Origin of the sequence: Anatilimnocola floriformis (genome assembly GCF_024256385.1) — a bacterium.
GTDB lineage: Bacteria > Planctomycetota > Planctomycetia > Pirellulales > Pirellulaceae > Anatilimnocola > Anatilimnocola floriformis.
This window is the reverse complement of record NZ_JAMLFW010000001.1, coordinates 5270537-5294739: the sequence shown is the minus strand read 5'-3', so window position 1 is coordinate 5294739 and position 24203 is coordinate 5270537. Positions and strand designations below refer to the sequence as shown.

Annotated in this window: 19 protein-coding genes; 6 read left to right on the top strand and 13 right to left on the bottom strand. The window is 59.6% G+C overall.

Annotated elements, in window-relative coordinates:
• Window positions 1-264: 264 nt before the first annotated feature.
• The 6 genes from M9Q49_RS20820 to M9Q49_RS20795 form a co-directional block, all read right to left on the bottom strand.
• Window positions 265-1230: a serine O-acetyltransferase gene (locus M9Q49_RS20820; RefSeq protein WP_254510759.1), complete on the bottom strand. Its 966-nt coding sequence runs from the start codon at window positions 1228-1230 to the stop codon at window positions 265-267.
• A 322-nt stretch (window positions 1231-1552) separates the two neighbouring features.
• Window positions 1553-2443 carry a triphosphoribosyl-dephospho-CoA synthase gene (locus M9Q49_RS20815; RefSeq protein WP_254510758.1) on the bottom strand — a complete coding sequence of 297 codons (891 nt, stop codon included), beginning with the start codon at window positions 2441-2443 and terminating at the stop codon, window positions 1553-1555.
• A 46-nt stretch (window positions 2444-2489) separates the two neighbouring features.
• On the bottom strand, window positions 2490-3284 hold the full coding sequence (gene dapB, locus M9Q49_RS20810; RefSeq protein ID WP_254510757.1) for a 4-hydroxy-tetrahydrodipicolinate reductase: 795 nt from the start codon (window positions 3282-3284) through the stop codon (window positions 2490-2492).
• Window positions 3285-3399: 115 nt separating this feature from the next.
• Window positions 3400-4800: a threonine synthase gene (thrC, locus tag M9Q49_RS20805; protein ID WP_254510756.1), complete on the bottom strand. Its 1401-nt coding sequence runs from the start codon at window positions 4798-4800 to the stop codon at window positions 3400-3402.
• 178 nt (window positions 4801-4978) lie between these two features.
• Window positions 4979-5767 carry a hypothetical protein gene (locus M9Q49_RS20800; RefSeq protein ID WP_254510755.1) on the bottom strand — a complete coding sequence of 263 codons (789 nt, stop codon included), beginning with the start codon at window positions 5765-5767 and terminating at the stop codon, window positions 4979-4981.
• Window positions 5768-6102: 335 nt separating this feature from the next.
• Window positions 6103-7872, bottom strand: coding sequence for a HEAT repeat domain-containing protein (locus M9Q49_RS20795; protein WP_254510754.1), 1770 nt, complete (start codon window positions 7870-7872; stop codon window positions 6103-6105).
• Between the two features lie 464 nt (window positions 7873-8336).
• Here M9Q49_RS20795 and M9Q49_RS20790 point away from each other — a divergent pair, with 464 nt between their 5' ends.
• From M9Q49_RS20790 to M9Q49_RS20775, 4 genes are all read left to right on the top strand, one after another.
• Complete coding sequence (locus tag M9Q49_RS20790; protein WP_254510753.1) at window positions 8337-8867, top strand: helix-turn-helix domain-containing protein; 531 nt, start codon at window positions 8337-8339, stop codon at window positions 8865-8867.
• Window positions 8868-9040: 173 nt separating this feature from the next.
• The gene (gene infC, locus M9Q49_RS20785) at window positions 9041-9628 is read left to right on the top strand and encodes a translation initiation factor IF-3 (RefSeq protein WP_390844834.1); all 588 of its coding nucleotides are present in this window, start codon (window positions 9041-9043) and stop codon (window positions 9626-9628) included.
• A gap of 277 nt (window positions 9629-9905) precedes the next feature.
• A complete protein-coding gene (locus M9Q49_RS20780) occupies window positions 9906-12179 on the top strand; it encodes a DUF1549 and DUF1553 domain-containing protein (protein ID WP_254510751.1) in 2274 nt (757 codons plus the stop codon).
• 11 nt (window positions 12180-12190) lie between these two features.
• A complete protein-coding gene (locus M9Q49_RS20775; RefSeq protein WP_254510750.1) occupies window positions 12191-13603 on the top strand; it encodes a DUF1501 domain-containing protein in 1413 nt (470 codons plus the stop codon).
• A 97-nt stretch (window positions 13604-13700) separates the two neighbouring features.
• Here M9Q49_RS20775 and M9Q49_RS20770 read toward each other — a convergent pair whose 3' ends face one another.
• A complete protein-coding gene (locus tag M9Q49_RS20770; RefSeq protein WP_254509678.1) occupies window positions 13701-14279 on the bottom strand; it encodes a hypothetical protein in 579 nt (192 codons plus the stop codon).
• A gap of 148 nt (window positions 14280-14427) precedes the next feature.
• Complete coding sequence (locus tag M9Q49_RS20765; RefSeq protein ID WP_254510749.1) at window positions 14428-17082, bottom strand: type II and III secretion system protein family protein; 2655 nt, start codon at window positions 17080-17082, stop codon at window positions 14428-14430.
• A 412-nt stretch (window positions 17083-17494) separates the two neighbouring features.
• On the opposite strand from M9Q49_RS20765, the gene M9Q49_RS20760 reads away from it, so the two are divergent.
• The gene (locus M9Q49_RS20760; RefSeq protein WP_254510748.1) at window positions 17495-19000 is read left to right on the top strand and encodes a hypothetical protein; all 1506 of its coding nucleotides are present in this window, start codon (window positions 17495-17497) and stop codon (window positions 18998-19000) included.
• A 9-nt stretch (window positions 19001-19009) separates the two neighbouring features.
• Here M9Q49_RS20760 and M9Q49_RS20755 read toward each other — a convergent pair whose 3' ends face one another.
• The 5 genes from M9Q49_RS20755 to M9Q49_RS20735 form a co-directional block, all read right to left on the bottom strand.
• Window positions 19010-19789 carry an SDR family NAD(P)-dependent oxidoreductase gene (locus tag M9Q49_RS20755; protein WP_254510747.1) on the bottom strand — a complete coding sequence of 260 codons (780 nt, stop codon included), beginning with the start codon at window positions 19787-19789 and terminating at the stop codon, window positions 19010-19012.
• Between the two features lie 2 nt (window positions 19790-19791).
• Window positions 19792-21144, bottom strand: coding sequence for a GTPase HflX (hflX, locus tag M9Q49_RS20750; protein ID WP_254510746.1), 1353 nt, complete (start codon window positions 21142-21144; stop codon window positions 19792-19794).
• Window positions 21145-21363: 219 nt separating this feature from the next.
• Entirely contained in the window at window positions 21364-21957 is a 594-nt protein-coding gene (locus tag M9Q49_RS20745; protein WP_254510745.1) for a flavin reductase family protein, read from the bottom strand.
• Between the two features lie 41 nt (window positions 21958-21998).
• Window positions 21999-22337 carry a PilZ domain-containing protein gene (locus M9Q49_RS20740; protein ID WP_254510744.1) on the bottom strand — a complete coding sequence of 113 codons (339 nt, stop codon included), beginning with the start codon at window positions 22335-22337 and terminating at the stop codon, window positions 21999-22001.
• Entirely contained in the window at window positions 22334-23308 is a 975-nt protein-coding gene (locus M9Q49_RS20735) for an HD-GYP domain-containing protein (RefSeq protein ID WP_254510743.1), read from the bottom strand. The genes M9Q49_RS20740 and M9Q49_RS20735 overlap by 4 nt, the downstream gene beginning before the upstream one ends.
• A gap of 224 nt (window positions 23309-23532) precedes the next feature.
• Between M9Q49_RS20735 and M9Q49_RS20730 the strand changes: the two genes are divergently transcribed.
• Window positions 23533-24198 carry an ankyrin repeat domain-containing protein gene (locus tag M9Q49_RS20730; protein ID WP_254510742.1) on the top strand — a complete coding sequence of 222 codons (666 nt, stop codon included), beginning with the start codon at window positions 23533-23535 and terminating at the stop codon, window positions 24196-24198.
• The last annotated feature ends 5 nt before the right edge of the window (window positions 24199-24203 follow it).

The window sequence follows — 24203 nt, the reverse complement described above, 5'->3', positions numbered from 1 at the left end:
AGGCCGTACCAATCGCGCCGCGGCGTGATGTGCAGTTGGCGAGGGAGTGAGAAAGGCCCGCAAAACAGGCCTTTTTTGAGCGCGCCGGCATAAACGGACGCAGTGGCAATTGGTTAGATGTTTCGTGACCCTAGCGCAACCGCAACATTATGTTGCGATTCGACAACATGGTTGCCTGGGGAATGAGCCTGGCGCGGCAGGGAAGGAACCGTAATTAGCGGATTGAGATTGTTCATTCGCTGGCGTTTCAGGCTTGTGTGTGAATTAGATCTGATAGTTCAGTTCCGGCTTCAGTTCATCCGGCACTTCCGCGCGGATCCGCAGCTTCGGCTTTTCCATCACAACCGTTGAATACGGCTCGAGGCTGTGCGGCAACCACACGCTCGAACCAATCACGCTGTCGTGGCCGATCACCGTGCGGCCGCCGAGGACCGTCGCATTGGCATAGATCACCACGCGATCTTCGAGCGTGGGATGGCGCTTGTGACCGCGAACCAGGTTGCCATCGCCGTCGGTGGCAAAGCTCAACGCACCCAGCGTCACGCCCTGATAGAGCTTGACGTGGTTGCCGATATCGCACGTTTCGCCAATCACCACGCCCGTGCCGTGATCGATAAAGAAGTGATGACCGATCGTGGCGCCCGGGTGAATGTCGATGCCGGTTTGCTTGTGCGAGTATTCGCTCATCATGCGCGGAATGAACGGCACGCCGAGCTTGCGCATCTCGTGGGCGATGCGATGGACCGTGATCGCTTCCAAACCCGGATAGCAGAAGATGACTTCATCGATGCTGCGGCAGGCGGGGTCGCCGTCGTAGGCCGCTTGGGCGTCGGTGCAGAGAATGTCGCGCAAGCCCGGAATGCGTTCGAGAAACGCAATCGCCATGGCCTGGCCTTTGGCTTCGTAATCGGTGTCCGATTCGCAGGCCTCGCCGCCGTTGACGCGGGCGTCGTGCCGCAGGGCGCGAGCAATTTGCCGCGTGAGCTTGTCATGCAAGCCATCGATCAAGTCGCCCACGTGATACGTCACGTTGCCGATGTGCAGCCCTTCGCGCCGGCGATAACCGGGGTAGAGAATATCCTTGATGTCGGCCAGGCAGCCGATGATTTCGTCGTAGTTCGGCAGCGGGCAATGGCCCAGGTGGTGGATCGCCCCCTCGCACTTGTAACTCGCCACAATCCGGTTGGTCAGATTGGGAAGCTGTTCCTTCAGCCGAAAATCAGAAGCCATTGCGAAGCTCCAAAAAGATGCGTCACCGCAGTACCCAAAAGCTCGAAATCAAAGCCGCCGTGAGTGATGAAAGAGCAGCCACCATCCAGGGCTGCGAACTCTCATCAGCATGTACAGCGCGGGCAGGCGAAATCTAACAGGCCGAATCGCATTCTGCCGAATCGCATTCTAAAGACCTGAAGGGTGAGACGCGGTGAGGTGGGCAAAGTCTGCGGGCGAACTTTGATTCGGGAATGGTAGGTAGCGCAATCCCGAGAATCAAGGCAACCGTAAATAGAGTCGGCAGCCGCAAAGGTGGAAATTGAGGCAAACGTATGGCTGACTACCGATAGGGTGGTGATAGCAGACCATCGCGCAGGCCGGCAAACAACGCTGCTGCGATCAAATCTGCCGTTGTCCCTGGATTCCTCTGCTGACCATCGGCACGCAACCAGAAGTCGAAATCGCTCAGGGCCGCGTGATAGTTTTCGTCGTCGATGTCGCCAGCCGCGAGGACTTGTGCGGCGTATGCGCTCGCTTGCGTCGCCGTTTCGCTGCCGCACTTACGGGCGATCAGGCTATCGGAATAAACGCTGATCAGTCGCACGTGCTCGCGGATGATGTTGTCTGTTAGCGACCAACCTTTCTGTTGGCCGGCGAGCAGATTCGGCAGGATCTCGCTGAGGACGATTGCAAAGTTCGTTGAGTATTGCCGTGCGACTAGATCGCGCTCCTCGGCTGCTTTCATCGCCGCGAGCAGCGACGGCGGCGCGGCGGCAGCGATGTCCATCTCTTTCGCCTCACCCATGCCGCCGGGTTGGGCGAGACGGATGGCTTCGTAGACTAGCGCGCTGTCATCTGCGGTCAGGCTGTTCAAAACGTTCGCAATGCCAACTTGCAGCGATTCACCGCGTGGCACTGCCGCGAGCGGCGCGATGAGCAGCACCATGCCGAGGTTGGTGTTTGTGCTGACGAGCTGACGTGTCGCTTGAATGGCCGAGAGAACCGCGCGGCCGACGCCCGTCGTGGCGGCGTGCTCCATCGCCGGACCGATCGCCACGGCGCTTGCCACGAAATCGGTGAAGGTCAGTTTCTCGAAGTCAGCACCGCGATGAACGTTGCCGACTTTTGGCGCGGTGACTTCGAGGAGACAGGCGAGCGTGGCGGCTTGGCCTGGGGATAAGTCCTGAGTTTTGAGTTTTGAGTTCTGAGACAAGAAGGAAGAGTTGCTCATTGCATTCCTGTCTCAAAACTCAGAACTTCCCCAACTCAGAACTACTTCACAGCCCGAGCACGTCATACATGCTGTAGAGGCCCGGCTTTTGCTTGGCAGCGAACTTCGCGGCGGCGAGCGCGCCGAGGGCGTAGCAATCGCGGTTCGAGGCCTTCACGTTGATCTCGAGCGTTTCGCCGAGCAGGCCGAAGATGATGGTGTGTTCGCCTGGGTTGTCGCCGACGCGGACGGCGTGGTAACCGATTTCGGTTTGCGGGCGTTTGCCGACCATTCCTTCGCGGCCGTGGACATGTTCGGTCTGCCCCATCGTCGCGGCAACAATTTCGCCGAACTTGAGGGCCGTGCCGCTGGGCGAATCTTCCTTCATGCGGTGGTGCCGCTCGATGATTTCGACGTCGACGCCGCTGCTCATGTTTTTCAACACGCCGCCGGCCATGGCGACCAGCTTCATGGCCAGGTTGACCGTGGTGCTCATGCTCGGCGACCAGACAATCGGAATTTCATTCGAAGCGGCGTTGAGCCGGGCCTTCACTTCGTTCGACAGTCCCGTCGTGGCCATCACCAGCGGCACTTTGCGGCTGAGGCATTGATCGAGAATGCCTTCGGCCGCGTGCGGCACCGAGAAATCGATGACGGCCTGCACATCACCACGCAGCGTCGGTGTGAGCAGCACGCCGAGCTCGCTTACGCCCGCGATCAGCCCCGCATCCTTGCCGATGTCGGGATTCTTTTCGTAATCGACGGCAGCCACGATTTTCAATTCCGGATCGACGCTGCCGAGCGCGACCAATCGTTTGCCCATGCGTCCGGCGGCGCCGTGGATGGCGAGGAGAGTGACCATGCGTTGAATATCCGAGGAGGGGAAGTTTTGAGTTCTGAGTTTTGAGTTCTGAGACAGGAAGGAAGGTGAGTCGAACCTCTTGTCTCAGAGCTCAAAACTCCCAACTCAGAACTACTTAACTATAAAGTTGAATGGCTTTGATGATCTCGCCCAGATCGTTCGGTACGGCGACCGCACGGTTGGCGAAGGAGGCGCGGCGGACGCCGCGGCTGCCGAGGACTTTGTTGAACTGTTCTTGATCGGTCGTGTGATAGGCAACCGTCGCCGTCGGGTCCTTCAGCTGATGGCCCGTGAGAATGCAAACGACGCGATCGTCGGCACTGATGATGCCTTGGTCGCGCAACAGCCGGGCACCAGCGACGCTTGCCGCGCTGGCTGGTTCGCAGCCGAATCCGCCGGCGCCGACCTTGGCTTTGGCGTCGAGCATTTCTTGATCGCTCACCTGCCGAACCACGCCGTCCATTGCTTCCAGAGCGCGGAGGCATTTGCGGAGATTCACCGGCCGATTGATTTCGATGGCGCTGGCGATCGTCGAAGCCTTGCGGCCCAACTGATCGAGCTCCTGATAGTAGTGATCGGCGATATTCATGTTGGCCCGACCGCCGTTCCAGCGCAGGCCGCGATGCTCGAACAATTCGAACAACGTATCGGCGCCGGCAGCATTGATGACCGCGAGACGCGGCATGCGATCGATCAAGCCGAGCTCTTTGAGTTCCAGAAAGGCTTTGCCGAAGGCACTGCTGTTGCCGAGGTTCCCGCCGGGAACGACGATCCAATCGGGTACTTCCCAGCGCAGAGCTTCGAGCACGCGGAACATGATCGATTTCTGCCCCTCGAGGCGGAAGGGGTTCACGCTGTTGACCAGGTAGATCCCCAGGTCGCGCGAGACTTCCTGCACGCGGGCCATCGCGTCGTCGAAGTCGCCGGCGATTTGTACCGTCAGCGCGCCGTAGTCGAGCGCCTGCGAAAGCTTCCCGTACGAAATCTTGCCGCTACCGATGAAGATGACGGCTTTCATCAGCTTCGTAGCCGCACAATACATGGCGAGCGAAGCGCTGGTGTTACCTGTCGAGGCGCAGGCAGCGCGCTTGGCGCCGATCGCGCGGGCGTGTGTGAACGCCGCGCTCATGCCGTTGTCTTTAAAGCTGCCCGAAGGGTTCATCCCTTCGTACTGCAAATACAAGCGGCCCGGTTTCATGCCGACGTAGGTGCCGACGAGATCGGTTTGCTGCAGCAGCGTTTGGCCTTCGCCGACCGTGACGCAAGTCTCGGGCTTGGCGAACGGTAGTAGTTCCCAAAAGCGGTAGATGCCGCTGAACCGTAACGGCTCGTTGCGGCGGGACCACATCTCTTCAAAGTACTTGAGCGACGACGGCGGCTTGGACTTGTTCCAGTCGTAAACGACATCGAGCAGGTCGCCGCACTTAGGGCACGCGGTGCGCGCATCCTCGGGGCCGCAGGTGTAGCCACACTGCTGGCTCAAGCATCGTTGATAGGCAAAATCGCTGAGAGGCACGGCGGAACTGCGGTTGGAGGTTGTGATTTGAGGCTCGACGTTCAGTTAGTAGTTTACCGGACGGGAGGCGAGGGGCGGGAGGCGGGAGGCGAGGGGAAATTCAGGAGCTGGCGCAAGATCAAAGGCGCGACATTGTCGCGCCTTTGTATTTCTCTCGCCTCTCGTCCCTCGCCTCTTCCTAGCGTCGCATCGTGTTCACAGGCTGTTGCTGCGAGTACACGGGTTGCTGACCGCTGGTCCGCATCACGGTCGGCCGGCTGGCCATTTGTTGTTGCGGGTAGGCCGGCATCCGTTGCGTCATGCGAGCCGGAGTCGGTTGAGCGGCATTGTGATTCATTTGACCCGGGACCGGAGCCGGCGATTGGTTGTCCCAGTTTTCTTGCATGATGTTTCCTCGGCCACCGCCGCAGGTGCTGCAGCCGCCACCACCATAAGCACCATAGCTGGTGTATCCACCGCCGCCACACGAGCTGCATCCGGCACCGCCGCAAGAGTTGCAGCAGGGGTTGCAAGCGATGGCGCTCCACAGCCGCATGAGCGGGCCAGGACCGCAGCAACGCGGGCCCACGAAGTTGCCGCATTGATTGCAAGGATCGCAGCAGTATGGCGGATCGCTCACCCATTCGCCCCAGTATTTTTCGCCACAGCTGCGGCCTGCATAGCAACGACCGTTGAGCCAGTATTTGATGCCGCCGTTGCATTGGCTGCAGGTCAGACTTGGTCCGCACGAACCACAGCCTCCGCCGCAACCGCCACCACAAGTCGGGCCGCAGGTAGGTCCGCAAGTTGGACCACAGGTAGCACCGCAAGAGGCGCCGCAACCACCACCGCAACCGCCGCGGCAGTCCATGCCATAGCCTGGCTTGCAGGCCAGGCCGAGGCCGAGTGGTCCGCAGGGGCCAACACAGCAGCAACCGCTTGAAGAAAGAAGTGCGACGACAATCGCCGGCAAGACCCACTTAAACATGGCTGTAGCTTCCGTGCTTTCGGCAAAGCTCAATCCGCTTGCCCCCATGGCAATGCGGCGGCTCCGCTGTCACCCAGCATGGGTGTCCAGAAGAAAGTATCGGCCCGCAGAATCGTCAGAATCGAGAAAATCCCTACAATCGGCAAATCTTGCCGTGGCGCTGCGCTGCGCGGGGGCTGGGAACTGGGAGCTAGGGGCTGGGGAAGACAGCAGGTAGTTGCTGTCGCTTCCTATCTCCCTCTCCTCGGTACTCCGGGGAGAGGGTTGGGGTGAGGGGCGGAAGCTGCGTCGCGGGTAACTTTAAGTTCATTCATCGATCGCGGAGCGATCGACGACTATTGGCCACCGACTACGGTGTAGTTCGCCGCAGAGCCGCTCGGCTTGCGAACTTCCAGACGCACTTCACCAGCAGGCGATGGTACCCGAATCGTCACCCGGTGCAGACCTGCGGTTAGCTCTCGAGTTACTTTGTCGGTCCCTTCGAACGGTTCCGCATCGAGCCACCACACCGAACCTGCCGGCGCGGTGAAGGCAATTTCGACTTCGCCGGCATCGACCACGTTGAGCTGCCCCTGCAGGTATTGCGGCTGCGGTTTGGCGTTGTCCGCGGCGAGTTCGGCGAGCGGAAAATCGCCACGAGCCATGGCGTAGGCGGTGACCCAAGCGCTGGCTGGCAGGTCGAGAACTTTCTCGCGGAAAATTTCCACGTTCGGCACTTCGGTGAGCAACTCCGGCGCGGGGGATTTCAGCACCTGCCACTTCTGCATCGTAGGAATGGTGCGAACTGCGTACGGACCGGCCTTGCCGAGCTCGCTGACGAACCTCGCGAGATCGATGAACTCGTCATGCGTGAGAAACTTGGTCAGCCCTTGCGGCATGAGTGATTTGCCTTCGGCTTCGTCTTCGATGTCTGCCGTGGGAATGGTGAGGACCTTGCCGCTGGCGTCGCGGACGCGGACGCGGGTGTCGTCGCGATCGATAACAATGCCCGTCACCACACCGCCATCGGCAGTGAGCATGACACGAGTGACGTATTGTTCCTTGATGGCGAGTTTTGGATTGAGAATCGAATTGACGATGTAATCAGCGGGCGAGATCGAGCCGAGCGCGGTAAGTTCCGGTCCGACCTGGCCGCCGGCTTGGGCGATGCTGTGGCATTTGATGCAGCTGAGGTCCTTGCGACGGAAAATCTTCTCGCCGCGCTCGATGTTTCCCTTGGCCATCACTTCGGCGGCAATCTTGAGGGCTTCTTCCTGAGTGGGCGGAGGAGCATCGAGGGCGATGTTCGCGGCTTTGCTCAGGACTTCGCTCAGCGCGGCATCGCTGCGGCCGACGCTATACATGTAGCGCAGATTGATCTTGGCGGCTTCTTCGGAAATCTTCGCTTTGGCCAGCGCGGCAGCCAGCTTATCGGCGCCTTCCTTGCGAGTGAGAAACGCATCCAGCAGCGGGCCGGGATCATCTTTGGAAGTGAGCGCCGGCAGGATCTTTCCCGCCGCCTCGGCAGCGGCTGGCATATCGATGGCGGTGAGTTCAGCCGTGGCGAGCAACTTCAATTGCAGATCGTCGCCGGTCGTCGCTAGTTCACGAATGACCTTCTTACTGGCAGGATCGCCGATCGCCACCAGGCTTTTGATGGCCGCGGTGCGAACTTCGGCCGGCGTTTTTGGATTGGCAGCCAATTGCTGAAACTGCGGCCCGACGTCGGGCACTTTCCACAAACCGGCGAGCTCGATCGCGCTGGCGACCAGCGCCGGATCTTTTGCCGCGTCGGCTGCCAGCAGTTTTTTGATGGCACTGAGATCGCCGCTCGGCTGCACCTTGCGAACTTTGGCTGCGTCAGCCAGCTGAGCGAGCGCTTGCCGACGGATAGCTGGAGGAAAGCCGTCGTCCTTGATGGCTTGTTCAAAGATATACGCCAGGTCATCCGGCCCACCGCGGTTGATCACCATCTCGACCACCTGCGGCTGCCGTTCCTTCGGCAGGCGACCACTTTGCAGCAACTTCAATAGCGGACCGGCGGCTTGGCCGAACGCGCTGGTCGCCGTAGCGCACAGCAAACCGAAGCCGACGAGCATCAACAACGATCGATTGAACTTAGCCATAGCAAGAAAAATTCAGGAGGGACTGAAAGCGCGGAGGGGAATCGCTGATTATAGTCGCGGCGCGTCGGCAGGTGATGCTGGCGAGTTGGCGCTGCTTTTTCGGCGCAAAGTTCCGTCCAAAACGGCCTAGCGAAAAGCCAGTTCAAAACGTGCTTTCGCAACCAACGAAATCATCACGAGTTAGCTGCGTCGCAGGCTGCCGCTCGGCAAATGCGTGTCAACGTTATTGCGCATTTGGTTTCCGATTTTTGACAACTTTTTCTGCGGACTGGGGAAAATCCACTCTGAAAAGGGAACGCGCGGTGACGGGCGCGCATCCATTTCACGAGGGCCAGGTTTTGTCACTACCTTTGCGCCCGGCTGATGGAATGATCCGTCAGCTTCGCTACTGCAAATACGCAGTGCGATTTTGCCGTAGATCGCAGGAACAGATTCCTTCGTCCCGGCGCAGTAAGGAGCATGGTATGTCGACTGCGGAGTGGAGCGTGGTTCGTTACGACGGATCAGAACCGACGCGTACAGGAAACGCGCCAGGACAGCCCCTGCATCGCATTCAAGAAGTCAGGCTTCAGCAAGGGATGTCGCTGCGCACCGCGTCGCGGCATCTGGGGCTCGATGTGCGCACCATTCGTGCGCAAGAGCAATCGACCAGCGACCTGCGGCTGAGCGATCTCTATCGCTGGCAAGCCGCGCTGGAAGTGCCAGTGCAAGAGCTGCTCGTCGAGAACGACGAACCGCTCTCGCGCCCCGTGATGGAACGGGCCCGCATGGTCCGCCTGATGAAAACCGCGGCTGCGTTGCTCGAAGACGCGCCGAATATCAATGCCCGCCGAATGGCAGAAAATCTGATCGAGCAGCTGCTCGAAATCATGCCCGAGCTCAAGGAAGTGGGACCTTGGCACAGTGTGGGACAGCGCCGCACGCTCGACGAAGTCGGCCGGATCGCTTCAAATCCGATTTCGGTCGAATGTGGCGACTACGGCGACGATGATTAAGTCTAGCGATTAAGTCTGGTCACGAATTGCCGCCCAAGGCGTTGCAATTGGCGTCAACTGACTATTGACTTCTCTCGTCACAATCGCAACACTAGTAACACCTTACGGCATGCTGGCGGGAAACAGCAATCAGCTCCCGCGGCGATGTCGTAAGTTGAACGTAGGTGCGATGTATTTCTTACAGCCGGATTCGCCCGCAAACGTGCGAGCGGCGGCTGTGTTTTTTCCCGATTAGAAAGGGTGCCGCGATCCCACCAGCCGACCAGAAGACTCGTATTAACGAGCAGATTCGTATCTCTCCCGTGCGCGTGATCGGAGCCGATGGCTCTCAGTTGGGCATCTTGCCCGTCGACAGCGCTCTCGCCAAAGCCCGTGAGGCAGACCTCGATCTTGTGGAAGTGGCGCCGAACGATCGGCCTCCTGTCTGCCGCATCATGGACTACGGCAAGTTCAAGTATCAGCAGAATAAGAAGTCGAGCCACACGGTTCACCATCCCAAGCTGAAGGAAATCCGTCTTCGCCCCAAGACCGGCGATCACGATATCGATTTCAAGGTCAAGCAAGCGATCGGTTTCCTCGAGCACAAAGATAAGGTGCAGGTTTCCGTTATCTTCCGCGGCCGCGAACTGGCCCACATCGACGAAGGCCGGAAGGTCATGGACCAGGTCATCACCAAACTGCTGGAAGTCGGCAAACTCGAATCGCCGCCGTCGCAGCAGCAAAAGCGGATGATTGCCACCGTCGTGCCGAAGCAGGCGTAACGGTCCGGCCGACCTCAAGGTTTTGCCAATCCGCACAAAGACCCGTGCGGCTTTCGAAGACGTTAGCGGCGGTGTGCCGACCGCCGCAAAAGGCACTAATCTTGCTTGACTTGGGATGGCGACTCAATAAGCTAAGAGTGTTGTTGTCCTGCTTGCGTCCCGCTCGAACTCTCGCCAACGATTGTGCGCGGTTGCGTACTGATTCGGACCTGGGTTGCTCACTCGGCGCTTCGGCGTCATGGAATATGTGACCGCATCCCGCCTCCCTCTCCCTCCCATGCCGACATTCCCTCGCGTCCTGCCCGTCCGCTGGCTGGTGTCGTGCGCTTCGAGCGCAACCATCTTCTGCTGCGCGTTGCTAGCTGCAGCTAACCTGGCCTCGGCCGAAGATTGGCCCTTCACGCCGCTGAAGGCGCCGAAGATGCCGCCGACTGCTACGCACATCGAAGCCGATGTCAGCATCGATAGCTTCGTCCTGGCCGAGCAACTGAAGAAGGGCTTTGATCTGGCGCCGACCGCCGATCGCCTCACGCTGATCCGCCGCGTGACCTTCGATCTCACCGGCTCGCTGCCAACGCCGGAAGAATGCGATGAATACCTCGCCAACCAATCGCCCGATGCCTACGAACAAGTCGTCGATCGGCTGTTGAACAGCCCCGGTTTCGGTGAACGCTGGGCTCAGCACTGGCTCGACGTCGTTCGCTACGCCGATACCGACGGCTTCAAACTGGACCGCACTCGCTTCAATGCGTATCGCTATCGCGACTATGTGATTCGCGCCTTCAACAGCGATCTGCCTTACGACAAGTTTTTGCAGCAGCAGATCGCCGGCGATGAACTGGCACCGAACAACTCCGATGCGCAAGTCGCCACCGGTTTCCTGCGTTTGCCGCCGGAAGAAATCAATGGCAGCGACTATCGCCAGATCCGCCAGGAAATGCTCGACGACATCACCGATGTCGTGGGCCAAAGTTTCCTCGGCCTGACCGTGGGTTGCGCCCGCTGCCACGATCACAAATTCGATCCCATTTCGCAGCGCGAATACTTTCAACTGCAGGCTTTCTTTGCGCCGCTCGTGCAGCAAGAAAAAGAACTGATCGTCGACGGCAGCGAACAAGATCTGAAGTACGAGCACGATCTCGATGCCTGGGAAGATGCCACCGAAAAGCTCCGCCAGAAAATGGACGCGATGACCGACGTCTATCGGCCGGTGGTCTTCGAGGAACTGGTCCCCGGCTTCGATGACGAGACTCAAGCCGCGCTGAAGTTGCCCGTCGAAAAACGCGAGCCCCGCGCTCAGCAATTGGCCGCTCTCGCCGGCAAGCAACTGCAACGTAGTTATGCCCGTATGTTCCGTCGCCTGCCGGAAGACAAGCGAGCGGAGTACGAAGACCTGATGAAGCAACTGTCGGCCTTTGATAACGTCCGGCCGCAGCCGCTGCCCATCGCCATGGCCGCAGCCGACGTTGGTTCACGCGCGCCAGCGACGCATTGCCTCGAAGGTGGCGATTACAAAAAGCCCGGTGAGGAAGTGCAGCCTGGTTTCCTGGCAGTCCTTTCCAAGGAATCGCCGCACATCACGCCGCCGCTCGACCGCCCCAATAGCACTGGCCGTCGCGCCGCGCTGGCCCGCTGGCTCACGCAGCCAAATCATCCGCTGACCGCCCGCGTGATGGTCAACCGCCTCTGGCAACACTACTTCGGCACGGGCATTGTCGGCACGCCGAACAATTTTGGCGTGATGGGCGAAAGCGCGACCAACCCGCAACTGCTCGATCACCTGGCCGCCTCGCTCGTCATGGACAACTGGCAACTGAAGGATGTTCATCGCCAGATTGTTTCGTCGCACGTTTATCGGCAGTCATCGATCGCCGAGCAGAACGGCCATTTTGAACAAGCCGAAAAAGTTGATCCCGAAAACGACCTGCTCTGGCACGCCCCGCTGCGGCGCCGCGACGCCGAGTCGCTCCGCGATGCTGCCCTGATCGCTGCCGAAGACACCAGCCCGCAAATGTACGGCCCCGCCGTAATGCCCGAATTGCCCGAAGCCGTTCAGGGCGATCGCTACGCTTGGCAGCCATCCGCTCAGGCCAGCGCTCACGTCCGCCGCAGCGTTTACTTGTTCGTCAAACGCAACCTGCAGTACCCTCTGTTCGCCTCGTTCGATCATCCCAACCGCGTTACCCCCTGTGCGGCCCGGCCATCCACCATCGGCGCTCCGCAGGCGCTGCTGCTGCTCAACGGCGAATTCCTCCGCAACACATCCCGCCACATGGCTGGCGATCTGTTGATCGAAACCAAGGGAACGCCCGTTGAAATCGTCACGCAAGCGTACGACCGTGTTTTCAATCGCTCGCCGGAGCCTGCCGAACTGCAAGCCGCATTGACGTTCCTTCGCGAACAATCGCAGCGCATTGCTCAGCACGGCAGCCCCGATGCGAAGACCTTGCCCGATCCACTTCCCGCCGGATATTCGCCCGCTCAAGCCGCTGCCATCGTCGATTTTTGCCAATCGCTGATGAACTCTGCTGAGTTTGTCTACGTTGATTAAGTATGGATTTCATGCCAGCTACTTCGCGTCGCGATTTTCTCCGTCAGGCCGGTGGCGGTCTCGGTGCTCTCGCGTTGGCTTCGCTCCTCGCGCAAGAGTCACAAGCGGCTGGTAAGAAGACCATTCACTCGCTGGCACCCAAAAAGCCGCACCACGAGATCCGTGCCAAGAGCGTAATCTGGCTCTTCATGGATGGCGGGCCGAGCCACATCGACATGTTCGACCCCAAGCCGGCGCTCACGAAGTATGCCGGCAAGCCGCTGCCGTCGTCGTTCAAAAAGCCGCAAACGGCGATGGGGGTGACGGCCAATACGCCCCTCCTCGCATCATCGCGTAAGTTCAAGCAATACGGTGACTCGGGCCACTGGATCAGCGATCTCTGCCCCGAATTGACTCGCCATGCTGACGATATTTGCCTGCTGCAAGGCTGCCAGTCGGAAGGGCTGACGCACGTCAACGCGGTCTGCCAGATGAACACCTGCAGCCAGATCGCCGGCCGGCCGTCGCTCGGCTCGTGGGCCATGTACGGTCTCGGCAGTGAGAACGCCGATCTGCCGGGCTACGTCGTGCTGACCGACTACGCCACCGATCCGCCGGGTGGCAATCAGAACTGGAACAGCGGCTTCATGCCGGCGACCTACCAGGGCACTCGCCTGGCCACTGGCAAAACTCCGATCCTGTACGCCAATGCTCCCTCGGGCGTGAGCGACGATCAGCAACGCGGCAAGATCGATTTCATCAACAGCCTAAGCAAGCGGTTTGCCGAGAAACGTCGTGGCGACGATCGTCTCGATGCTCACATTGCGTCATACGAGCTCGCCTTCCGCATGCAATCGAGCGCGCCGGAAGTCGCCGATCTATCGGACGAAACGCCGGCGACCCTCGCCATGTACGGCATGGAAAACGAGACGACGCAGCGGAACGCTCGCAACTGCTTGCTCGCGCGGCGACTCGTCGAGCGCGGCGTGCGATTTGTGCAGCTCTACATGGGTAGCGGCACGCAGTGGGATGCCCACGCCAATCTCGACACCAACCACGAAGCCAACTGCGCCGAGACCGACAAGCCAATCGCCGCCCTGCTAACCGATCTGAAGCGTCGCGGCCTGCTCGATAGCACGCTCGTCGTCTGGGGCGGCGAATTTGGCCGCACGCCGATGAGTGAAAGCGGCAACGGCCGCGATCACAATCCGTTCGGTTTCACCACCTGGATGGCCGGCGGCGGTGTGAAGCCCGGCTTCCGCTTCGGCGCGACCGACGAAATCGGCCTCTGGGCGACCGATGGCTTTGCTCACGTGCGCGATCTGCACACGACCATCTTGCACCTGATGGGCATCAACGAAGAAGCCCTCACCTTCCTCCACGACGGTCGCGACGAACGCGCCAGTGTGATTGGTGGGAAGGTGTTGAATGAGATCTTCGTCTAAGCTCTTGCTCCCTCTCCTCGGTACTCCGGGGAGAGGGTTGGGGTGAGGGGCTGGAACTGCGAACAGACCCAACCACTCATCAATTTGCTGAGTCGGACTACCGATAGACGCCGCCGGTGCCGCCGAAGCGGCGGCCAGCGCCGCCGCCGCTGTTGCCGAGGATGCCGTTGTAGTAGGCGCGTTCTCCCTCGATCGCCGTGAAGCCTTCCGCGAAGGCGCCCGCGACCACCACTCGCTCGTCGGCGTTCGTCACGCCCATGCGGTTCAGGTGCATCACGATCGTTTGCCGGCGGGCGGCGTCGAGTTGCGGCTTGGCGTTGTATTGGCTTTGTTCGATCACGATCGGGAACGGCGCGTGTTCCAGTCGCATCGCCACCATCTCGAGGTGTCGCTTGGCGCCCGGGCCGAGTTCAGCCGTGTCGCCGCGGAACTCGTGGTCGTAGAACGTGAAGTCGGCCGCTTCGGCGTTCGTTTGCTGGGTTTCCCAGAACGAATCGCTCACCTGGCCGATCGGGAACGGCCGGTCGTGCGGCGCACCGTACTTGCGTGCCCACTTCTGCGACTGGTGATTGCCGTGCATCACTCGCTGGTTGCCACCACACTGATCAAAGTCGTTCCAGGCACAGCCGGAGAGCGAAGCTGCGATCAAGCTGAGGATGAGTATCGTGTGTTTCATGGGAATCACTCGGCGGGTTGGAGTGAGGTAGTTCTGAGTTTTAAATTTGGAGTTCTGAGACAGGAGTAAGTGTCTTTCTGAGTGATGGCTGAGTTCTGAGAACTTTTTTGTCTCAGAACTCAGAACTCAAAACTCAGAACTTCCTGTCTTACTGTCCGTGACCGAAAGGTCCGCTCGTCATCGCCGGGCCGCCGGCTCCGTAGCGTTTCTTCAGACGCGGCCAGACCGTGCTGCGGTAATCCTGGGTCGGATTCCCTTCCAACCGGCCGTGCAGGAAGAACTGGGCACTCGTCGGTTCGGTTACATCGAAGCCAGGCAGCGGCGGAACCTCTTCGGCTTCCATCGCATGCACCAGTTCCGGAGCAACCAGGATGAGCAGTTCCGTTTCGTTGCGGCTCATGTCGCGGCGGCCGAAGACTCGCGACAGGAACGGCAGGTCACCGACGTTCGTGCCGTTCATATTGTCTTCCAGCAAACCGGCGATCGCCAGCGTTTGACCTTCTCGCATTTCGACAGTCGTCGTCGCGGCTCGCACCTTCAGGCCAGGCGTGCCGCCGACCGTGAGAGCCGAGTTGATCTGGCTGAATTCAGGCGACACTTGCAGGCGGATGCGATCCTTATCGATCACCGTCGGCATGAAGCTGATGATCGCACCGAAGGCGCGGAAGTCGGTTGTGACCGCATTTAGGCCTGCAGAACCGACGATTGTCGGCACCGCGAACTCACCACCGGCGATGAATGTGGCCGGCGTACCGCTCATCGTCACCAGCGTCGGCTCGCTGAGCAGACGGATGATGCCATGCGATTGCAGGTAACGCACACCGAGTTGAATATCGTCGCCGTCGACTTGCGTGAGCAGGGCAGGACCAGCACCGGCAGCGACGTTGAGCATCGACTGCAGGAACATCTGGCTGCCATCGGTGTTGTCCGTGAAGTTGATGTGACCCTTCACGTCGACGCCGAAGCCGCGAGCGGCCGAGCGATTCATTTCCGCGATCTTCACCCGCAGCGCGACTTGTTGCACGCCCGGCACGCGAATCATGTTGATGACTTGCAACCGCGAGCGTTGAGAAGAACCAGTCGCCGAGTCGCTCAGCACTTGAGCGGCAGCACCTTCGCTGAGGCCGCCACCCATGCCGCCCGCATTCGCTCCTTGCGACAAACCACCGGTCTGGCTGCGAACGAGCGCGACGATCTGAGCAGCTTCTTCGCTGTCCTTGGCCTGGCCGCGGAGGATCAGTTTATCGGCCACAATCATCAATTGTATCTTGCTATCAGGAAACATCTCATTGATGACATCCTGCAGCATTTTGTAAGTATTCTCTTGCTGTACGACCGCAGCCACGTCCGGAACAACCTGAATCACATACGTGATCGGCTGCATCGCCGGATCGTCGAACCAGAAGGTGACGTGCGTCGAACCCTGGCTCTTGCCGATGATCGAAACTTCACGCGGCGTGAACTGCACGATCTCGCAGATCGAGTCGTCGACGACTGCCGTGCGGTAGATGTCGACCTTAGTGCGAAGCAGCTTGCTGCGACGAACCATGACCTGCACCGCGCCGGTTTCATCGATCACTTCGAACGGGCTGCCAGCGCGGGCCATCGCATCGACCCGCGGATCAACAGGCTGTTGACCAGGCGTGGTCGCCGGCGGTGGCTGCAACGCACCCGGCTGTTGCACCAGGTTGACCGGATGACCTTGCAGCCGCTGCTGAGCCGGCGCGACCGGTTCATACGAGGGCGCGGGAGTCAGCTGCGAATCGTTGAACTGCCCCGGCGGCGACAGCGGCGGCAACGCGTTCTCGGCTCGCACTTGAGCGATGCCGCGAGCCTGAGCTGCCGCTTCGTACTGCGGATTCATCGGCGCCAAATGCTGCAGCTTCTTCGGCTTGGCAGCAACTGCGGGAGCAGCTGGTTGCGCGCTCGGCTGGGAAATCGGCTGCGAAGTTGCAAGCACAGCCTGCTGCGGAGCAGGAGCCGGTGCCAACTGCTGAACCGGCAGCGCGATCGGCCGCACTTCCGGCGCAGGAGCCGGAGGCGTGAACGAAGGCGGACTAAACGCCGGCTGGCTATAAGCCGCAGGCGGCGTCATCGCCTGAATCTCGGCAGGCAACGGCGGCAACGGAATCGAAGCAGCCGGAGCCGGCGGCGCGGCCGGAATCGGAGCGAAGGCCGACTGAGCGCCACCGATGGGCGTCGCGATCAACTCCTTCGGCGGTCCAGCAGGCATCGCAGGCTGTTCGTATTGAACTTGCTTCGCGACATTCTTATTCAGCGAAGCAGCGTTGTTCGCAGCTGGCTGAACCGCATTCCGCGCCCCATTGGGCGACGGCGTGCTGCGGATCATCTCCCGAATATCCTGCATCCAAGGCCCCGTGCTCGCGGGAGCACCAGGCGGCAAACCTGTCGTCGCAGCTGGACGAACTGGCTCGACCTTATTAGGAGTCGGCTGAGCGAGAATTGCTTCCAGCGGCAGGCCTTCTGTCTTATTCACATTTGCGACCGGCGGCGTCGCTGGCAACTGCGGAGCAGCGGCCGGCTTGCTGCGCGAGGGACGCGGCACATTCGCCGACGACACGATCGGCGCGAGCCCATCATTTGTCTGCTCGGCGGTTTTCGCTTCCACGCCTGGCTTGACTGCCAGCGGCGCGGCATCGATCTCTACCCGTTGCAGCTGCGGCTTGGCGCCACTCAGCTGTTGCCGCGGATAGGCGGGCTGTTGCCCCAATAGCTGTCCGGTAAACACCCCGGCAGCGCACAGCGTGGCAGTCAACAAACGAAAACGCGACGATCGGAGCATCGTCTTCCCCCTTATTTGACTCGCGTCATCGCCACCCGGTGAAAGGTTCCCCGGCAACGACGCTTGTTGTCTTCCCTGATGCAGGCATCGCGTGCCAATCCACGCGCGGGGCCATTTGCAGCCCTTCCCTGCCTGATTCCTATCGAACCCTGCAGAGACGGCAATTGAGAAATTGTGCCGGTAATTCGCGAAGCACGGGTTGTGCGGATAGTACAGATTAACAGGGCTGTTTGCTTTATCCGGCGGCGACCACTTTCGGCGAGTACGCGAGAAGTTGGTACGGGTACCCTGGAAGGCTAGTCTTTGGCGGCAGGGAGCGAACGATCCATATAACCGGTGCGAAGCGCACGCTCGATTCAGCCGATAAATTCGAGGGGAAGCTGTTTTCTGCTGTGTATAAGAGGAGTGTCCGATGCGCCAACTGCTATCAACACGTCGCTGGCTGAAGGCTGTGGCCGCCGCGGGACTCTTGGTGCCGCTAGCAAATTGCACGCTGCAATCGACGACTGCTCAAGATCGCGTCTATCGCAGCACGGCAGATATTCGGCCGCGCATTCCCGATGAAAATGATCGGCCGCACTACAAAGAGCGTTGGACCCACCGCGGATTTGAACTGCACAATAACAATATGTCTGTGATCGCGAACACGAACGCAGACGACGCCCGCCACGCCATGACCGAAGCACTGCAGGCCTGGCAGGAAGCAGGCGCTCTCGCCGACCACTTCACAAAGGTCCATCGCAACCCGAACTTCGGCATTGGCGCGTTGCAGATTGTGGTCGATGGCGATCCGCAGCGTGCTCGCGATCAACCGTTGACGACCCTCAACGTCGTCGGCTTGAAGAGCAACCTGGTTGTGCATGTAGGTAAAGGACAACCTCCGCTCGATCAGCAAATCCAGCGAGTCCGCGAAGCAACCGTTCTGGCCCTGCTGCGCACGACGGAACTCGACATTCAATATCCCAGCTGGGTCAGCCAAGGGATCGCCAGTTACATCGCTCAGCAAGGAGAGTCGGCCGAGACGCTGGCCACTGCCGCGCCAGAACCGACGACTGCCAACATCGGCGGTCAGCAGTGGCGAGGAAATCGCCTGAAGCAGGACGTCCTCAAGCCGGCCGAAGATCAGCATCAGGAATCGATCGCCCGCGTGCGTTTTCTGCTCGAAGGAAACGATAGCGAACACACGCCGGCTTTCTTCGCCGTACTGCAGTCGTCGGCCGTGAGCATGGAACACAAACGTGCCGGCGAAAATATGGTGATCAACCGCCGCGGCGAACTTCAGCCGCAGATCGCGAGTCCGCAAGTCGATCAGTTCTTCACATCGCTGGCGAATGATTACGCAGCTTGGCAGAAAGAGCCACTCGCGCGTCAGCCGTTGTATGTCGCGGCGAAGGATACCTCGCCAGAGCTTGAGCAACTGCAGCGCGAGATGGTGCTGGTGCTGAAACTGCAGCGGCGAACATCGCCGCAGCTGAAGAGCAACTTCCGCACGAAAGTGGTCGCGTATCAGCAAGCGCCGAAGTTTGTCGGCGAGCAGAAAACTACGCTGAGCGTCGCCGATCCGCGCGATGTGTATCGCGAACTCACCGATCGAGCCGAAGGGCCGTGGGCGACCCGCGATGTCGATGGGAGTTTGCTGCTATCGAGCAACACCGATCGCTTGGAACAACTCTTCGGCGACAACGGTCAACGTTTCAAGCGCGTCCGCCAGGATGACAGTTGGCGGCTGGCTTCAAAGTTGCCCGATGGACGGATGATGACGGCCTGGCTGGAAGAGAACAAGCAAAACCCTTCGCGGCCGAATGTGAAGTTCGACTTCATCGATCCGACGAAACCGACGCCGGCGAAGGTGGCCGATGGTGGACAACCGCGAGCGGAACTTGGTTTGCCGATTGCATCGCCGCCAGGTAATCCGTAGGCGAGTGAATTAGCCCCACCAGGCAACGAGACGATCGGCGAGAGGCGGGCACAGGCGATCGAGCCAAACGAGCAAGCGGCCCCCGGTGGAGAGAATGATCTCGTGCCGGCCCGCTTGCATGCCGCGGATCGTTGCGCGAGCAACGTAGGCCGGCGACTTTGCGCCGAAACGGCCGCGCGGCTTTTGTCGATCGCCGGTGACTTTGTCGAAGAACTCTGTTTCCGTCGTGCTTGGACTAACGAGCATCACGTCAATCTTTTCGGCCGCGAGTTCCGCACGCAGGGCATCGCTGAAACCGTGCACCGCGAATTTACTCGCGCAGTACTCCGACTTCTGCGGCACGGCGCGATGGCCTAGAACCGAACTGACGTTGACGATCAGCGGTTTGTTGCCTTGTCGAAGTACGGGCAACGTAAGGCGAATGAACTCAACCGGCGCGAAGAAGTTGACTTCCATCAGCTTCCGTAAGCGAGCTTCATCGGCGGCGGCAAACGGTCCGATGGCGCCGCTGCCGGCATTGTTGATGAGAATGTCGACACCGCCGAAACACTCAATACACGTTTGAAGTGACTGCTCGCGATCGGCTGGTTGCGTGACATCGCATTCACGAAATGCAAACAACTCGGGCTGATTGATTTCCTGCGCGAGTTCTTCCAGGCGCGAACGCCGGCGCGCGAGGGCGAAAACCTTCGTGCCCTGCGCCACAAGTTGAATCGCCAATTCGCGGCCAATGCCGCTCGAAGCGCCGGTCAGCAAGACTCGCTGACCGGCCAAGGTGCGCCATGCCACGCTTAGGCAACTTCTTCAATAGGATCGATGACGTTCAGCCTGGCCGGTTCATGCACAGATTCGGGATACGTCGTCTCGTGCGGCTTGGCGGTCACATCGTCCTGTCGCAACACGCCCAAGTGTCGTTGCGGCAAGCGGGCGTGAATGATCACGCGATTGTCGTCGGTGTAACTCTTCTCGAGGACTTCGCCGTGCGCGGCGAGATCGGCGAGCAAGCGGCCGTTGCCCACAGACGCTTCGATATCGAGATCGGCGAACGAACGGCTGAGCGCCTCGCTCACGCCGGCTTGCAGATTTCGCAAGCCATCGCCAGTCGCAGCGCTGATGGCGATCGCATGTGGATAGCGAGTAAAGATGCGAGCCAGATCGCCGCGATCGGCAACGCGATCGCACTTGTTGAGCACGAGCAGCGTATCCTTCTCTTCGATGTGCAGTTCTTGCAGCACCTTGTAGACGGCAGAGATCTGTTCGAGGACTTCTGGATTTGAAGCATCGGCCACGTGCAACAGCAGATCGGCCTGGCGGGCTTCTTCGAGCGTGGCTTTAAAGCTGTGAACAAGCCCGTGGGGCAGGTCGCGAATAAAACCGACGGTGTCGCTGAGGAGCACCGGGCCCCAGTTGTCGAGTTGCCAACGACGCGTGCGCGTATCGAGCGTGGCGAACAGTTTGTCGGCAGCGAGCACTCCCGCGCCAGTCAGCGTATTCATGAGCGTGCTCTTGCCGGCGTTGGTGTAGCCGACGAGCGAAACCGTCAAGCGATCATGGCGGGAAGCAACGAGCCGTTCCTTGCGGCGTTCGATGCCGCGGAGCTCTTCGCGCAGATCGTGAATCCGCTTTTCGACGAGACGCCGGTCGACTTCGAGTTGCTTTTCACCGGGACCACGCATGCCGATGCCGGCCTTGATGCGCGACAAGTGTGTCCACATTCGCTTCAGTCGCGGCAGCGAGTACTCGAGCTGGGCGAGTTCCACGGCGAGGCGCGATTCGTAACTGCGGGCGCTCGTCGCGAAGATATCGAGAATCAACTCCGTCCGGTCGAGCACTTTGACTTTCAGTGCTTCTTCCAGATTGCGGATCTGGGCTGGGTTGAGGTCGTTGTCGAAGATGACCATGTCAGCATCATGATGATCGACAAGGGCCTTTAGCTCGGTTACCTTTCCGCGGCCGAGATAGGTGGTCATGTCGGGTTGTTCCCGGCGTTGCACCAATTCGCCGACGACGCGGGCTCCTGCCGTGTCGGCCAAGCCGGAGAGTTCTGCCAGCGGCTGCTCTGAAGAAGATTCCTGATTGAGAACGACCCGGACGAGAATAACTTTCTCACGGGCCACGCCAGCTGCGCGATCAAGACTTTGCACTGAGTTGGATCCTCCTGAGATCATCATGACTCGACTGGCTATGCAGCAACAAAGCTGGTACCAGACGAGCCGCAAAACGGCAGGGGACAGCACTACGCCTTTTGGTAGCAAAGAGTGTGCCTGTCGTTTTGAACCTAACAAACTCTACCGTTGAAGATACCCGCGGACCAGTTCTGGTTCGCGGTTTTGGTTACATTTTTCCGACTGTAGCGGCAATCGCTAAACGCTTTCTCGCCAGCTTGCCGCTACAGGCCGCAAGGCCAGCGCGTCTGCTTCGCGCAGGCTCTTTAGATGTATTCGCTGCTCGACCGTCAAGGCTTGGATAAACGCCTGCTCTTTTAGCAACGGCGCTGCCGATTCGGCGAGCGATTGCTGGCCAGACTGAATCACATCGGCCCAAAAAAAGACGCGATCGCCGGCCGAAAGTTTTCTGAAAACGCGGCAGATCAACCACGCCCGCGCTGCGGCAATTACTGGAAGATTCTCGCCGTTATCGAGCAATCGAACATCGGCCAGTTTGTCGCCATTTCGTCCACTCGACGCCGCAAAACGATAGACAAGTGGAAGTAAATCCGTCGTCACCAGATGAGCGACCAAGAGTCCACTCTGTTCGACGAGCTCCGTCGTGAAATTGCGCGGCGATAAACCAGCGAGCAACACCGGCCGTTCGCGATCGAGCGAGACCTGCGAAACCCACGTCGCTGTTAGTCCCGATCGCTGACCGTTGTGGGCTGCCGTGATTAGCCAGATTTCTCGATCGACCAATTTCAGGAGCGAGTCGATCTGTTCAAGGTTCGGAGCGCTGGCGTTCATTTGGCGAAATTGTTGTTCAAGAGACTGAACACCGCTGATTGCTAATTGCAAATCGCCAGGCCAATCTCGTAACAATTATCGCCGATGCGGCGGCAGCGGGCCACGCGATAACGCCGCACCAAGCCGCCGAAATCGAGTTGCACCAGATCATCGGGAAACATCTGCCGCACGAACAAAAAGCAGACGCCGCTGCGCGAAATGTTCCGCACGATCACGTCGAACTCGCGGGCGATGTCGAAGCTCTTATCAAGCGATTCCTGAATGGTCAGGTGCGCGTGCAGCTTGCAAGGGCGACGAGCAAAACGGCGGCCGTCTTCGCTCCCGTCTTTCGGAACCGAGAACGGAGCCAGTTCGGGTGCATTCGCGATCACGGGGTTCATGGGGCTAGCTCCGTCTGAAAATGACTTTGCCAGCATTGAAAAATATCGCGATCAAAATGCGTACCCGAGCCCCGGCGCATGATCAGCAGCGCTTCGTTCGCCGTGTTCGGGCGTCGATAGGGGCGTTTGCCGGTCAGCGCTTCATAAACATCGGCCACAGCACAAATCCGCGCCCACCAATGGATCTCGACGCCGGTGCAGGCCACGGGATAGCCCGAGCCGTCCATCTTTTCATGATGCTGATAAACGAGCATCAACTGCGGCAGCGTGAATTCCTTGCGCAACATTTGAAAGCCGCGCACCGGATGCAATTTGATCTGCGTGAACTCTTCGTTCGTTAGTCGGCCCGGCTTATTCAAGATGGCCGTGGGAATTTCTAATTTGCCGAGATCGTGCAACATGCCTGCGGTGGCGATCGCTTGCAGTTCTTGTTCGTCGTTCACACCCAGCGCTTTGGCCAGCATGGTGGAATAGCAGGCGACATTGGCCGAGTGCGTGAAGGTACACAAATCGTGGCGGGCGACTTTGGCGACGTCGCGAATCGTCAAATCCGAGCGAGTTCCCAGTTCGACCAGGTGCTTGGCGAGATCTTGCGAAGCAATCACCGACGAGGCCGGATCGTCGCAGCTCATCGAATCTTTCAGCGTTTGGCTGACGACTTGGTTGAGCAGTTTGGCGCGGGCCGCGGGTGGCTGCGTTTCATTCGCGAGCAGTGTGGCCAGATTATTTGCGAGGAACTCGGCAACGGTGTTCTGCTCATCACCCGAAACCCACAACTCATCGATGCCGCGGGCTTGCAACAACTGCAAGTCGCTCTCATTGACGGCCGCCGTGCGTGCGCGATAGAGCACGGGCTTCTGCGATGGAACAGCGGGCAAGTAGAGCTCGATCGGCGGTAGCAGATCGGCGACGACCCCAGCCAGCGGCAGGGGAGTGAACGCTCCGGTGTCGATTGGGTTTGTAACGGTCACGGCAGGTTAGGATCACTTCCAATGGGGATTTGATTCGCAACTTTACTACTTATTTTCCGCAAATGATGTCATAGTCACGTCAATTTGGCTGGGCGCTTCGCGTAGCTGGACTGCACAACCGCTACTCCCCATCTGGTCGGCATCAACTGACCAGTCACCTTTGATGGGCCGAGTCAAGCAAAGTTCGTATGATGATGATCCAGCCAATCCACCCGAGAACATCCATGAATACCAATCGATACTCACGCCGTTCGTTCGCTGCTCTGACGGCTGGTGCTTTCCTGACATCTACCGTCGTACGTGCCGAGGACAAACCCGCAGCGGCCGCGCCCGAAGTGCCACTCGGTCCTCGCGAAGCTCCGTTCGAACGCGATTACGAAGCACCCAAGTTTCAGCCGAAGTGGAAGAACGCGCAGCTCAATCGCACGCTGATTCAAGACTTCGTGATGTTTGCCCACACCGATCTCGAGATGGTGAAGAAACTCGTCGAGAAAGAAGCGGCTCTAGTGCTCGCCATCATGAACTGGGGCGCCGGCGATTGGGAAAGCGGCTTGGGAGCGGCGGCTCACTGCGGACGACATGACATTGTCGAGCTGTTGCTCGAAAAGGGCGCGCGGCCGGATATTTTCTGCTCGGCGATGCTCGGCCAAGTGGATGTCGTCCGCACGCTGATCACGTTTCAACCAAAGCTGATCGACGTGAAGGGCCCGCATGGTTTCTCGCTCCACTTTCACGCGCAAGTTGGCGGCGAGCAATCGGCCAACGTGCTTGATTACTTGCAGACCGTGAAAAAGATCGAGCTCAAGCCCAATCCGTTTTTGAAGATGAAGGAAGATGCCAAGAAGCAGGCTGAAGAAGGGGCCAAGCCAGCCCCGGAAGAGAAGAAGTAAACCTC